General features: G+C 62.4%; 11 protein-coding genes. 4 read left to right on the forward strand and 7 right to left on the reverse strand.

The genetic code is table 11. From position 1 onward, the window contains the following. Window positions 1-29: 29 nt before the first annotated feature. The 5 genes from ltaE to GUC32_RS08295 form a co-directional block, all read right to left on the reverse strand. Window positions 30-1,046 (reverse strand): low-specificity L-threonine aldolase, encoded by a 1,017-nt coding sequence (ltaE, locus tag GUC32_RS08275; protein ID WP_164062691.1) that lies wholly within the window; start codon window positions 1,044-1,046, stop codon window positions 30-32. A gap of 77 nt (window positions 1,047-1,123) precedes the next feature. Further along, complete coding sequence (poxB, locus tag GUC32_RS08280; protein ID WP_025302253.1) at window positions 1,124-2,845, reverse strand: ubiquinone-dependent pyruvate dehydrogenase; 1,722 nt, start codon at window positions 2,843-2,845, stop codon at window positions 1,124-1,126. 199 nt (window positions 2,846-3,044) lie between these two features. Beyond that, on the reverse strand, window positions 3,045-4,046 hold the full coding sequence (gene hcr, locus GUC32_RS08285; protein ID WP_060447481.1) for an NADH oxidoreductase: 1,002 nt from the start codon (window positions 4,044-4,046) through the stop codon (window positions 3,045-3,047). A 56-nt stretch (window positions 4,047-4,102) separates the two neighbouring features. Further along, the gene (gene hcp, locus GUC32_RS08290) at window positions 4,103-5,752 is read right to left on the reverse strand and encodes a hydroxylamine reductase (protein WP_089180732.1); all 1,650 of its coding nucleotides are present in this window, start codon (window positions 5,750-5,752) and stop codon (window positions 4,103-4,105) included. 181 nt (window positions 5,753-5,933) lie between these two features. Further along, the gene (locus GUC32_RS08295) at window positions 5,934-6,830 is read right to left on the reverse strand and encodes a lysine exporter LysO family protein (protein ID WP_033642544.1); all 897 of its coding nucleotides are present in this window, start codon (window positions 6,828-6,830) and stop codon (window positions 5,934-5,936) included. A gap of 187 nt (window positions 6,831-7,017) precedes the next feature. Here GUC32_RS08295 and GUC32_RS08300 point away from each other — a divergent pair, with 187 nt between their 5' ends. Beyond that, on the forward strand, window positions 7,018-8,676 hold the full coding sequence (locus GUC32_RS08300) for an ATP-dependent endonuclease (protein ID WP_033650660.1): 1,659 nt from the start codon (window positions 7,018-7,020) through the stop codon (window positions 8,674-8,676). A gap of 14 nt (window positions 8,677-8,690) precedes the next feature. On the opposite strand, the gene GUC32_RS08305 is transcribed toward GUC32_RS08300, so the two are convergent. Beyond that, window positions 8,691-9,644 (reverse strand): VirK/YbjX family protein, encoded by a 954-nt coding sequence (locus GUC32_RS08305; RefSeq protein ID WP_369435677.1) that lies wholly within the window; start codon window positions 9,642-9,644, stop codon window positions 8,691-8,693. Window positions 9,645-9,886: 242 nt separating this feature from the next. On the opposite strand from GUC32_RS08305, the gene macA reads away from it, so the two are divergent. Together macA and macB are read left to right on the forward strand one after the other, a co-directional pair. After that, window positions 9,887-10,954, forward strand: coding sequence for a macrolide transporter subunit MacA (gene macA / locus GUC32_RS08310; protein ID WP_237651463.1), 1,068 nt, complete (start codon window positions 9,887-9,889; stop codon window positions 10,952-10,954). Beyond that, the gene (gene macB, locus GUC32_RS08315) at window positions 10,954-12,900 is read left to right on the forward strand and encodes a macrolide ABC transporter ATP-binding protein/permease MacB (RefSeq protein WP_099817605.1); all 1,947 of its coding nucleotides are present in this window, start codon (window positions 10,954-10,956) and stop codon (window positions 12,898-12,900) included. Before macA ends, macB begins: the two co-directional genes overlap by 1 nt. Before the next feature lie 87 nt (window positions 12,901-12,987). Here macB and cspD read toward each other — a convergent pair whose 3' ends face one another. Next, window positions 12,988-13,209: a cold shock-like protein CspD gene (cspD, locus tag GUC32_RS08320; RefSeq protein WP_004928349.1), complete on the reverse strand. Its 222-nt coding sequence runs from the start codon at window positions 13,207-13,209 to the stop codon at window positions 12,988-12,990. 355 nt (window positions 13,210-13,564) lie between these two features. Here cspD and clpS point away from each other — a divergent pair, with 355 nt between their 5' ends. Continuing rightward, on the forward strand, window positions 13,565-13,885 hold the full coding sequence (clpS, locus tag GUC32_RS08325; RefSeq protein WP_004928347.1) for an ATP-dependent Clp protease adapter ClpS: 321 nt from the start codon (window positions 13,565-13,567) through the stop codon (window positions 13,883-13,885). The last annotated feature ends 1 nt before the right edge of the window (window position 13,886 follow it).

The raw sequence follows: 13,886 nt of genomic DNA on the forward strand, positions 1-13,886 counted from the left end.
GAGGCTCCTCGGCGCACCGGGGAGGGAAATCAGGCGTGCTGCTGAAGAAACTCCCGCCACAGCTCGACCACCCGCTGCAGATCCTGACGGCTGACGTCGAGGTGGGTCAGAATGCGTGTCAGCGGGCCGCTGCTGATCAGCACGCCACGTTCGCGCATCCACGGACCGAGTTTGGCCGCCAGCGCCGGCGGTTGGTGCAGGTACAGCACGTTGGTCTGCGCGCCGGGTTCGGCGATCTCTACGCCGATCTGCCGCAGCTGTTGCTCCAGCCAGACCGCGTTGTCATGGTCTTCGCGCAGCCGCGCGACGTTATGCTCCAAAGCGTAAAGACCGGCCGCCGCCAGGATGCCGGCCTGGCGCAGCCCGCCGCCGGTCATCTTGCGCCAGCGCAGCGCGCGTTGGATGAAAGCCTCGCTGCCGCACAGCAGCGATCCGACCGGCGCACCCAGTCCTTTCGACAAGCAAATGGTGAAGGTGTCGCAGTATTGCACGATCTCTTTTAGCGGCAGGTTCAGCGCCACGGCCGCGTTGAAGATGCGCGCGCCGTCGATATGCAGCGCCAACTGCCGCTCGCGGGTAAATTGCCACGCCTGCTGCAGGTAGGTCTGCGGCAAGACTCTGCCGCTAATGGTGTTTTCCAGGCTCAGCAGCCGGGTGCGGGCGAAGTGGATATCGTCGGGTTTGATGGCGGCGGCGAGCTTGTCCAGCGGCAGCGTGCCGTCCGCGTCAGCCTCGATCGGCTGTGGCTGAATGCTGCCCAGCACCGCTGCGCCGCCGGCCTCGTATTTATAGTTGTGCGCCTGTTGGCCGACCAGATACTCGTCGCCGCGCTGGCAGTGGCTCAGCAGCGCCACCAGGTTGGCCTGGGTGCCGCTGGGCAAAAACAGCGCCGCCTCTTTGCCCGATAGGCGCACCGCCTCGGCCTCCAGCGCGTTGACCGTCGGGTCATCGCCGTAGACGTCGTCGCCGACCTCTGCCTGAGCCATCGCCTGGCGCATGGCGGCGCTGGGGCGGGTGACGGTGTCGCTGCGTAGATCGATAAGCATAGGGTTCCTGGAGAATATAAGGGAGAGGAAAAGGGTACATGGCATCATATACCCTTTATTTCACCGGGGCAGCTGGCTTAGCGCAGCCAGTTGGTTTTCGCCAGCTCGACCACTTCGTCGCCGCGGCCGTTGATGATGGCGCGCAGCATGTACAGGCTGAAGCCTTTCGCCTGTTCGAACTTGATCTGCGGCGGCATCGCCAGCTCTTGCTTGGCGGTGACCACGTCCAGCAGCGCCGGGCCGGGATGCGCCAACATCTCCTGCAGCGCGCCGTCCAGATCCGACGCTTTTTCCACGCGGATGCCCTTGATGCCGGCGGCGTTGGCGATCGCCGCGAAGTCCGGATTATGCAGATCGGTGCCGTCGGTCAGGTAGCCGCCGGCCTTCATCTCCATCGCCACGAACCCCAGCACGCTGTTGTTGAACACCACGATTTTCACCGGCAATTTGAGCTGCGCCAGCGACAGGAAATCACCCATCAGCATGGTGAAGCCACCGTCGCCGCACATGGCGATCACCTGTTTATCCGGCGCGGTGGCCTGGGCACCTATCGCCTGCGGCATGGCGTTGGCCATCGAACCGTGGTTGAACGAGCCGAGCAGGCGACGCTTGCCGTTCATTTTCACGTAACGGGCGGCCCACACCGTCGGCGTGCCGACGTCGCAGGTGAAGATGGCGTCGTCGCTGGCGTACTGGCTGAGCTGCTGCGCCAGATATTGTGGGTGGATCGGCTGGTCGTCGTTGGCGGTCGCCAGCCCGTCGAGATCCTTACGCGCGTTGCGATAATGCTCCAGCGCCTTGTCGAGGAACGCCCGGTCGCGCTTGGGCTCCAGCTGCGGCAGCAGGGCGGTGAGGGTGGTGTGGATATCGCCCACCAGCGCCATATTGACTGGGCAGTGCGCGCCGATGCTGCCGGGGTTGATGTCGATCTGAATGATGTTGGCGTTGGTGGGGTAGAACGCGCGATAGGGGAACTGGGTGCCGAGCAGCACCAGCGTGTCGGCGTTCATCATCGCGTGGTAGCCGGAAGAGAAACCGATCAGCCCGGTCATGCCGACGCTGTAGGGGTTGTCCCATTCGATATGCTCTTTGCCGCGCAGCGCGTGCACCACCGGCGCCTGCAGCAGCTCGGCCAGCTTGACCACTTCATCGTGCGCGCCGGCGCAGCCGCTGCCGCACATCAGGGTGATGTTCTTCGCCTTGTTCAGCGTTTCCGCCAGCTTGTTCAACTCGCTCATCGGCGGCTGCACCAGCGGCAGCGCCGGGGTATGCCAGGTCAGCGTCGCGTCTTCCGGCGCCATGCGCAGCGCCACGTCGCCCGGTAAGACGACCACCGAGACGCCGCGATTGAGGATCGCCTTGCGCATGGCGATCTCCAGTACGCGCGGCAGCTGTTCCGGGTTGGAGACCAGTTCGCAATAGTGGCTGCATTCGCGGAACAGCTCCTGCGGATGGGTTTCCTGGAAGTAGCCGCTGCCGATTTCGCTGGAAGGAATGTGTGCGGCGATCGCCAGCACCGGCACATGGTTGCGGTGACAGTCGAACAGGCCGTTGATCAGATGCAGGTTGCCGGGGCCGCAGGAACCGGCGCACACCGCCAACTGGCCGGTGAGCTGGGCTTCGGCACCGGCGGCGAAGGCGGCCACCTCTTCATGGCGGGTGCCCAGCCATTCGATGGTGCCCATGCGGTGCAGGCTGTCGCTGAGGCCGTTGAGCGAATCGCCGGTTACGCCCCAAATGCGTTTTACGCCGGCTTGATCCAGCGTTTTGGCGATCAGTGTGGCTACGGTTTGCTTCATGGTTCCCCCAAACATGGTTTGAAAAACGATGTGGACTCGATCCGGTGAGTGGCAGCAGAACAACTGCAAGCATAGCTTACCGGCTGTGAACGAGATGCGGTCAGGAAGGGTAAAGAGCGTAGGACGGGAAGCAGTGTAACTGGGCTGGCCACGGGGAACTTGCCGATAAATGCCCCATCGCGGCGATGGGGCCAGGGGATCACGCCAGCGTGACGTCACCCTGCAACTGGCAACTGCAGGCCAGCACGTAGCCTTGCGCTATCTCTTCCGCGCTCAGCGTCATGGTGCTGGTGGTGGTGTAGTCGCCCTCGAGGATGCGGGTTTTGCACGAGCCGCACACCCCGGCGCGGCAGGCGGCGTTGACCGGCAGGGCATTGGCCTCCATCGCCGCCAGCAGCGTGCTGCCGACCGGCACGCGGAATTCGCGCAGCGGGCGCGCGGCGCGCAGCGTCAGTCCTTCGGTGGCGTCGGCCTGCGCCGTCGGCGTGTGGAACTGCTCTTTATGGAAATGCTCGGCCGGCACGCCGAGCCGGCGACAAAGCTGCTCCACCTGATCCATGTAGGGCGCAGGGCCGCAGGTCATCACCGTGCGTTCGGCGATATCCGGCGCCGCCTGCCGCAGCGTCTGTTCATCGATACGGCCGCTGAGGTAGCCGGGTTGCAGATCCTGCTCGGCCATCAGCGTCAGGCGCAGCTGCGGATGGGCGGCGCACAGCGCGCGCCATTGATCGGCGAAAATCGTGTCGGCGGGGGTGCGTACGTTAAAGATCACGGCGATATCGCAGGCCGGACGGTTAGCGGTCAGCCAGCGGCACATCGAGACGATCGGCGTCACGCCGCAGCCGGCGGCCAGCATCAGATAACGATCGGCCGGGTGGCGCTCGCAGCTGAATTCGCCCTGCGCGTCGGACAGCCACAGCGTGTTGCCGGGCTTGACCTCTTGCGTCAGCCAGCGCGACCCGATGCCGTCCGGCAGGCAGCGCACGCTGATGCTGAGAAAGCGGCTCTGGCCGGGCGAGGAGGAGAGCGTATAGGCGCGCAACGTCTCCTCGCTGTTGCGAATGCTGACCAGCGCGAACTGGCCAGCCTGGTAAGGGTAGAAAACGTCGCAGATCAGGTTCAGCGTCCAGACGTCGGCGGTTTCACGCTGGATGGAATGCACCTGCATGCGGTTCGGGCAAAGCGGAGTGGGTTGAGTCATCGAGGCACCTCAAAAAACAAAGGGGCCGGCGTAGGCGGCCCCATAACGTAACGGCATCAGGCGAGCAGCGCTGCAATATCCTGCTCGACGGTGGTGATCGGACGCAGGCCGAATTTCTCGTTGAGGATCGCCATCAGGTTGTCGGTCAGGAAGCCCGGCGCGGTCGGGCCGGTGACGATGTTTTTCACCCCCAGCGACAGCAGAGTCAGCAGAATGACGATCGCCTTCTGTTCAAACCACGACAGCACCAGGCTGAGCGGTAGCTCGTTGACGCTGCAGCCGAGCGTATCCGCCAGCTTGACCGCCAGCATGATGGCGGAGTAGGCGTCGTTGCACTGGCCGACGTCCAGCAGGCGCGGCAACCCTTCTAGCGTGCCGAAGTCCAGCTTGTTGAAACGGTACTTGCCGCAGGCCAGCGTCATGATCAGGCAGTCTTGCGGCACGCTGCGGGCGAAGTCGGTGAAGTAGCTGCGCTCGTCGCGGCTGCCGTCGCAGCCGCCCACCAGGAAGACGTGGCGCAGTTTTTTCTGCGACACCAGGTCGATGACCGTGTCGGCGGCGTTCAGCAGCGTCTGGCGGCCGAAGCCAACGGTGATCAGGTGCTCAATCTCGGTGTAAGGGAAGCCGTTCATGCCCTGAGCCTGGCGGATCACGGCGCCGAAGTCGTCGCCTTCCAGATGGTTGACGCCCGGCCAGCCGACGATACTGCGGGTCCAGATGCGATCGCCGTAGTTGCCGACGTTAGGATCGATGATGCAGTTGGAGGTCATCACGATCGGGCCGGGGAATTTGGCGAATTCCGTCTGCTGGTTCTGCCAACCGCTGCCGTAGTTGCCCACCAGATGTTTGAATTTTTTCAGTTCCGGATAGCCGTGCGCCGGCAGCATTTCACCGTGGGTGTAGACGTTGACGTTTTGCCCTTCGGTTTGTTCGAGCAGCATGCGCAGATCTTTCAGATCGTGGCCGGAAATCAGAATGGCTTTCCCGGCCACCGGGCGCACGTTGACTGCGCTGGGCTGCGGATCGCCGTAGGCCTGGGTTTCACCGCGATCGAGGATCGCCATCACGTTGAAGTTCATCTTGCCGATGCCCATGGCGTTGTTCAGCAGGGTGTCGACGTCGCGCGGCCGGGTGCCGAGCCAGGCCATAAAGGCGTGGTAGTCGGCATAGAGTTGCTCGTCGAACTGGCCGAGCACGTGCGCGTGTTCCATATAGGCCGCCGCGCCTTTCAGGCCGTACAGGCACAGCATGCGCAAACCGTGTACGTCGTCGCCGACCTCGGCCTTGTCGCTGTTGAGGGCAAACTGCGCCGCCTGCAGCAGCAGCGCAGGCATATCGTTGCCGGCCAGCTGCAGCGCCGCCATCGGGTGATCGACGCGCACGCCGGCATCCAGCAGCCGGCAACGGGCGGCCAGCGAGTCGCGCAGCAGCAGGGTTTCCCGCGCGTAGCCGATGATGCGCTGGGAGTCGAAGTTGACGTTGGTCAGGGTGGAGAAGAAGGCGCGCGGGGCGAAGCTGTCGATCTCGTGGTCGACGATGCCCAGCGAACGCGCCTGCAGCGCCCAGGCGGAGAGTCCCTGCAGCGCCGCCACCAGCAGATCCTGCAGATCGGAGGTTTCCGCCGTTTTGCCGCACATGCCCTGAGCATACGAGCAGCCGTTGCCTGCCGGGGTACGGATGGTTTGTTCACATTGCACACAGAACATAGTCGCTTCCTTTTATTTTTAAAGTTGCATTTATAATGCCTGTTTAAAAGCATAGATCGGCGATCGGGGTTGCAAAAGGCTTTTGTGCGACTACTGCGGGCAAGTTTGATTTAGCGCAATTTTGCCGTGCGGATGGGAATGATTACGCTTTGGGGGCCGGGTGGCCCCCAAGGGGAAAGGATCAGGAGAACAGGGCGATCAGCACCGGCGCCAGCAGGCTCAGCAGGAAGCCGTGCACGATGGCGGGCGGCACCATGTCCAGTCCGCCGCTGCGCTGCAGCACCGGCAGGGTGAAGTCCATCGAGGTGGCGCCGCACAGGCCGAGGGCGGTGGAGCGGCTGCGGCGCACCAGCGTCGGGATCAGCATGATCGCCACCAGCTCGCGTGCCAGATCGTTGAAGAACGCGGCGCTGCCCATCACCGGGCCGTAGGCGTCGGTGATCAGAATGCCGGACAGCGAGTACCAGCCGAAGCCAGAGGCCATCGCCAGCCCGGCCTTGACCGGCAGCCCCAGCAGCTGCGCCGCCAGCGCGCCGCCGGCCAGCGACGCGACGACCACCGCCAGCGCCACCAGCGTGCCGCGGCGGTTGAGCACGATCTGGCGCAGCGTCATGCCGCTGTTGCGCAGCTGAATGCCGACCAGCAACAGCAGGAAGATCAGCGCATATTCGCTGCCTTTATGGGCGAACTGCAGCCATTGCCACTGCGTCAGGCCGAGCAGGAAGCCGCCGAGCACCACGCCGCACAGCTTGAGCGACTCCAGCGCCATATGCACGCGCGAAGGCAGCTTTTCCTGTTTATGGCTGCTGCGCCACGGCATGCGCCGCTCCAGCAGCGCCAGCAACAGCAGATTGGCGCAGAGAATGCAGAAGAAGAACGCCGCGCTGTACTGGAAGATCAGCATCAGATTGCTGCTGAGATTCTCCATAAACGCCAGGCTGATGCCCATGAAAAACAGGATCACATACACCATCCAGCTCAGCAGGCGGTTGATCAGCACCAGCAGCGGGCGATGGCGTAAGGGAATGAGGTAACCGACAATCAACGGTAACAGAATAATCAACAGTCCTGAGTACATGGTGCAACGAGTGTCCTTGAGTTTTGATGCGCGACGAACGGCGGCGAGGAGCACACGCTAACCAAAAGCCCGGCCGGAGTAAAGCGGCAGATTTGACGCTGGCCGCTTGACCTGCAAGGGGTTTTTTGACCATGCTCTGTGAAAGTCGCCTCATTGAAGAGGCGACGGCGCGCACGGGAGGCGGCGGATGTTCTTGGAGCGTATCGAAATTGTAGGTTTTCGCGGTATTAATCGGCTGTCCCTGATGCTGGACGATAACACGTTGTTGCTCGGCGAAAACGCCTGGGGTAAATCCAGCCTGCTGGATGCGCTGACGCTGCTGCTGGCGCCGGAGCAGAAACTGTATCGATTTGAAGCGCACGACTTCCATTTTCCCCCCGGTGAGGAGGCGGCCAAAGAGCGCCACCTGCAGGTGGTATTCACCTTCTGCGAGAAAGACATCGGCCACGCGCACCTGCCGCGCTACCGCCATCTGACGCCGTTGTGGGTCAAGGGGGAAGACGGCCTGAGCCGCATTCACTACCGCTGCGAGGGCGAGCTGGCCGACGACGGCACGGTGTGCACCTGGCGCGGTTTTCTCGACGCCGACGGCAATGCCTTTCAATTGCACCATATCGAACAGCTGGCCCACGCCATCATCCGCATTCATCCGGTACTGCGCCTGCGCGACGCGCGCTTTATTCGCCGCCTGCGCCCCAGCAGCCTCGGCGATGAACGCAAACCCGATACGCAGGCGTTGGCGCAGCAGCTGGATCAGCTGACGCGCGAGCTGGTGCGCAATCCGCAGAAGCTGACCAACGGCGAGCTGCGTCAGGGGCTGGCGGCGATGCAGCAGCTGCTGGAGCACTATTTTGCCGAGCAGAGTTCGCAGGTGGCGCGGCCACGCCGCCGCGGCGGTGAACCGGAGCAGGACGCCTGGCGTGCGCTGGACGGCATCAACCGCATGGTGGCCGAACCGAACAGCCGCAGCATGCGCCTGATCCTGCTCGGGATGTTTTCCACCCTGTTGCAGGCCAAGGGCGACGTCAAGCTGGATCCGCACGCCCGGCCGCTGCTGCTGGTGGAAGACCCGGAAACTCGCCTGCACCCGATCATGCTGTCGGTGGCCTGGGGGCTGCTCAATCAGCTGCCATTGCAGCGCATCACCACCACCAACTCCAGCGAACTGGTGTCGCTGGTGCCGGTGGAGCACGTCTGCCGGCTGGTGCGCGAGTCGGGCCGGGTCGCGACCTACCGTCTCGGGCCGCGCGGGCTGAGCGCCGAAGACGGGCGGCGCATCGCGTTTCACATCCGTTTCAACCGGCCGTCGTCGCTGTTCGCCCGCTGCTGGCTGCTGGTGGAAGGCGAGACCGAAGTGTGGCTGCTTAACGAGCTGGCGCGCCAGTGCGGCTACCATTTCGAGGCGGAAGGGGTGAGGGTCATCGAGTTCGCTCAGTGCGGCCTGAAGCCGCTGCTGCGCTTCGCCCGCCGCATGGGCATCGAGTGGCATGCGCTGGTGGACGGCGATGAGGCGGGCAAAAAGTACGCCAACACCGTACGCAGCCTGCTGGACAATCATGAAGACAACGAACGCGATCGGCTGACCGCGTTGCCGGCGCCGGACATGGAACACTTCATGTTCCGCGAAGGGTTCGCCCCGGTCTATCACCGAATGGCGTCGGTGCCGATCAACGCGCAGATGCCGGTGCGCAAGGTGATCCTGAAAGCGGTCCACCACTCGTCGAAGCCGGATCTGGCGATCGAGGTCGCGATGCAGGCCGGCGAATGGGGCACGGACTCGGTGCCGCCGCTGCTGAAGAAAATGTTCTCACGGGTGATCTGGCTGGCGCGCGGCCGGGCGGACTGACGGCCCGCCGGGCGTTATCGGGCGCAGAAATGCGCCGCCAATCCCTGTTCCAGCTCGTCCAGCAACTGATAGCGGCGGCGATACTCGGCGCGCTTCTTGCTGGCAACCTCTTCGATAGGTTTGCGGGCGATGCGTTCGGGCAGCAGGAAATAGCCGCTGTCGAGCGGTTTGGCGCCCATCGACAGCCAGAACTGATCGTAATCGGCGTGCAGTTGATCCTTCTTCTTACTCTGGTAACGCCAGTTTTGATAGATATGGGTGGCATTGCCGACGGCTACGATCTGGCGTATGCCGAGGTGCCGCGCCAGCGTGCAAATGCCTTCCAGCACCAGCCGTTTGGGGAACAGACCGTGGCACTCTTTGGTGGTGTGCTGGATCTCGGCGTGCGGCACCTCATGGTTCGCGCCCTGCAGGCCGCCGATGAACAGCGTCGGCTGCTGCTGATAATGCATCAGCGCAAAGGTGATCTCCGCCAGCATCACGCCGTTGGCGTTGCGCAGCAGCAGCGTGGCTTCCCCTTCCTTATTCAGTTTGTCGATCGCCGCCAGTTCCAGCGTGATCGGCGCTTCGTTTTTGCCCATCGCGCGGGCCAGCACGAAAGGATGTGGGCCGAGGTGGCCGAGACGCATCTTTAGCGGCATGCGCTGCACGATGAGATCGTAATGATCGCGCAGGGCGAACAGGCATTCGATCTTGCTCATGTTGGCTGCCAGGTAGGGGCGATGCAGCTTGCACGGCAGGTTCGGCTGCGCGCTCAGGATCTCCTCCAGCAGCGGGTTGCTGGCCAGGGTGCTGAGCAGGCCGCTGGTGGTGCGCCAGTTGAGCAGCGAGCGGCCGAGAAACTTCAGGCGAAACGAGGTTTTTTTCCAGGCGTTGCTTGGCGCCTTTTCGCCATTGATCAGCGCCGTCATCAGTTGCCAGCCGTTAAGCGGCCGGGCGGAGGTGAGTGGGTAGCTGAGCTGTGACATGATGAAATCCTTGGCTGTGTTGAATGGCGCTATTTCATCAAGGCTTCACTAAACGAGAGTTCAATGCTGAACTGTAACCAGGCGTGTCTCCACATTGTGTTGAGCTAAGGTTTAGTTATTCCCTACGGTGCGTGCTAATTTAGCTCCGCCGCCGCAATGGGCGGTCGATATTCACAAGCACAGGCAGGTCAATTTTGACAGGGTTTAAAGGACACAAACGCCGCTGGATACTCGCACTGGCGGTGATTGCGGCGATTGCCGCGGCGGCCGTTTGGCACTTCCGCCATCCGGCGCCAACCGCTTTCAAAACGGTAAAGGTCACCAAGCGCGATCTGCAGCAGAACGTGTTGGCGACCGGCCAGCTGGACGCGGTGCGCAAGGTTGACGTCGGCGCGCAGGTCAGCGGGCAGTTGGAAAAGCTGTATGTCGAGATCGGCGACAAGGTGAAAAAAGGCCAGTTGCTGGGGGTTATCGATCCGCAACAGGCGCAGAACAGCATTCGCGAAGGCGAGGCGACGCTGCGCGAGCTGCACGCGCAGCTGCTGCAGGCACAGGCCGAGCAGCAATTGGCGGCGGTCACGCTGCAGCGCAACCAGGCGCTGGCCAAACTGCAGGCGGTATCGCGTCAGGATCTGGATCAGGCGGCGACGCAGTTGGCGGTGAAGAAAGCGCAGGTGGGCACCATCAATGCGCAGATCGCCCGCAACCAGGCCAGCCTGGATACCGCCAAGATCAACCTGGCCTACACCCGCATCGAAGCCCCGATGGACGGCGACGTGGTGCAGATCACCACGCTGCAGGGCCAGACGGTGATCGCGGCGCAACAGGCGCCGAACATTCTGACGTTGGCGGATCTCGGCACCATGCTGGTGAAGGCGCAGGTCTCGGAGGCTGACGTCATTAACCTCAAGCCGGGTCAGAAGGCCTGGTTCACGGTGCTGGGCGATCCGACTCGGCGCTTCGACGGCGTGCTGAAAGACATTCAGCCGACGCCGGAAAAGGTCAATAATGCCATCTTCTATTATGCGCGTTTCGAAGTGCCCAACCCGGAAAGGCTGCTGCGCTTGCAAATGACGGCGCAGGTGCATATTCAGCTGGCCGGCGTCGAGCAGGCGCTGGTGATCCCGCTGGCGGCGTTGGGTGACCAGATCGCCGACAATCGCTACCACGTCTCGGTGCTGAAACAGGGCAAGGAAGAGAAGCGTGAGGTGGCTATCGGTCTGCGCAACAATATCGATGTGCAAATCCTCAGCGGGCTTGAGGCGGGCGATGAGGTGATTGTCAGCCGCGGCGGCGTGGAGGCCGGCTGATGGCGGCGCTGTTACAGCTGAGCGGCATTCGCCGCAGCTACCGTTCCGGCGAGCAGACGGTGGAGGTGCTGAAGGGGATCAGTCTGAGCATCGACGCCGGGGAAATGGTGGCGATCATGGGGGCCTCCGGCTCCGGCAAATCGACGCTGATGAACATTCTGGGCTGTCTGGACAAGCCGAGCGCCGGGGTCTATCGGGTGGCCGGACAGGATGTGGCGACGCTGAGCGACGATGCGCTGGCGCAGCTGCGGCGCGAACATTTTGGCTTTATTTTCCAGCGTTATCATCTGCTGCCGCACCTGAGTGCGGCGCATAACGTCGAGGTGCCGGCGGTGTACGCGGGGCTGGGCAAAGCGGCGCGGCGCGAACGGGCGGAGGCGCTGTTGCGGCGCCTGGGGCTGGGGGAGCGCGTCAACTACCGGCCGAGCCAGCTTTCCGGTGGCCAGCAGCAGCGCGTCAGTATCGCCCGCGCGTTGATGAACGGCGGGCAGGTGATCCTGGCGGATGAACCGACCGGCGCGCTCGACAGCCACTCCGGCGAAGAGGTGATGGCGATCCTCAAACAGCTGTGCGCCCAGGGCCACACGGTGATCCTGGTGACCCACGATCCAGCGGTGGCGCGCCAGGCGGAGCGGATCATCGAGATCCGCGACGGCGAAATCATTGCCGACTCGCGTCCGGCGCCGCCGGAGGATACCCAGGCCAAGCCGCTGGCGCTGGCCGCCGCGGCGCCTTCCTGGCGGCAGATGGGCGGCCGCTTTCGCGAAGCGCTGGTGATGGCCTGGCGTGCGATGGCGGCCAACAAGATGCGCACCGCGCTGACCATGCTCGGCATCATTATCGGCATCGCCTCGGTGGTATCGATCCTGGTGATCGGCGACGCCGCCAAGCAGATGGTGCTGGCGGACATCAAATCGATCGGCACCAACACCGTCGACATTTACCCCGGCAAGGACTTCGGCGACGACGATCCAACCTACCGGCAATCGCTGAAATACGGCGATCTCGATGCGCTGCGCGAACAGCCGTATATCAGCGCGCTGTCGCCGAGCATCAGCAGCAGCATGCGGCTGCGGCTGGGTAACGTCGACGCGGCGGCCAATGTCAACGGCGTCAGCGAACAGTTCTTCCGCGTGTACGGTATGAGCTTTACCCAGGGCGTCGGCATCGATCCGCTGCAGGTGCAGTCTCAGGCGCAGACGGTGGTGATCGACGCCAATACCCAACGGCGGCTGTTCCCGCACCAGAAAAACGTGGTGGGCGAGGTGATCCTGGTGGGCAACATGCCGGCGACGGTGGTCGGCGTGGCTAAAGAGAAGCAGTCGATGTTCGGCAGCAGCAAGACGCTGAACGTGTGGGTGCCTTACAGCACCATGGCCAACCGGCTGATGGGCAACAATTATTTCGACTCGATCACCGTGCGCATTCGCGACGGCTACGACAGCAAGGAAGCGGAACAGCAGCTGTCACGCCTGTTGACGCTGCGCCACGGCAAAAAGGACTTCTTCACCTATAACATGGACAGCCTGGTGCAAACCGCAGAGAAAACCACCCGCACGCTGCAGCTGTTCCTGACGCTGGTGGCGGTGATTTCGCTGGTGGTCGGCGGCATCGGCGTGATGAACATCATGCTGGTGTCGGTGACCGAGCGCACGCGCGAGATTGGCATCCGCATGGCGGTGGGCGCCCGTTCCGGCGACGTGTTGCAGCAGTTCTTGATCGAGGCGGTGTTGGTTTGCCTGGTGGGGGGCGCGCTGGGGATTACGCTGTCGTTCGCCATCGGCCTGGCGGTGCAGCTGGTATTGCCGGGCTGGCAGATCAGCTTCCCGCCGGCGGCGTTGCTGAGCGCGTTCCTCTGTTCCACCGGTATCGGCGTGGTGTTCGGCTATCTGCCGGCGCGCAATGCCGCGCGGCTGAATCCGATCGATGCGCTGGCGCGCGAGTAAGTAAAAGGCATAAAAAATGCCAGTCACACGGCGGCTGGCATTTTTATCGCAGTCAGGGTCAATGCAGCGCGACGCTGCCGGAAGCGTTTAGGACAGCGCCTCGCTTTCCACCGGCACAATAAGACTGGCATGGTTCCCTTTTGGCCCTTGATGCACGTCGAAGCTGACCTGCTGGCCTGCCTTCAACGTTCTGTAACCATCCATCTTGATGGTGGAGTAATGCGCGAAAATATCTTCGCCACCGCCGGCTGGGCAGATGAAGCCAAAGCCTTTGGCGTTGTTAAACCATTTAACAGTACCCGTCTCCATGCTTTTACATCCCTCGCAACGCTATTTTAAGTGAGATGAATAACTGAATTCGCACCCGCCGTAGGCGGGTAGCAGGGTGGACAAGGGGTGGTTAAAAGACCACCAGCCACGAATTTACACTCTAGAGCAAATGATCGGGGCGTCAAGGGATCGGCTTTTGTCGGCGGGGAGCAGTTCACCAAAGTTTGAAGCAGGTAACGCTATTGCCACGATTCAGTCACAATTGGCCCGTTTTTTTGCGCACGTTACAGTGCGGCGGGACGATGCCGAAGATGATAAAATAGTAACTATCCCCACTTTGAATAACCGAAACCTGCCCCCATATCAGAGGGCAGAGCAGAGAAGATGAGCAGCGATGGGCAATAACAACGACTGGCTAAATTTTGAACACTTGGCCGAAGAAAAACAAATCGATGCGGTAAAACCGCCGTCTATGTATAAAGTTATACTTAACAACGACGATTACACACCGATGGAATTTGTGATTGACGTTCTGCAAAAGTTCTTTTCTTATGATATTGAACGCGCAACGCAACTGATGCTCACGGTCCACTATCAAGGCAAGGCGATCTGTGGTGTTTTTACCGCCGAGGTGGCGGAAACCAAAGTCGTCCATGTGAACCGGTACGCAAGGGAGAACGAGCATCCGTTGCTTTGTACGCTGGAAAAAGCCTGAA

Origin of the sequence: Serratia sp. NGAS9, assembly GCF_009905295.1 — a bacterium.
In the GTDB taxonomy this organism is placed as follows: Bacteria; Pseudomonadota; Gammaproteobacteria; order Enterobacterales; family Enterobacteriaceae; genus Serratia; species Serratia bockelmannii.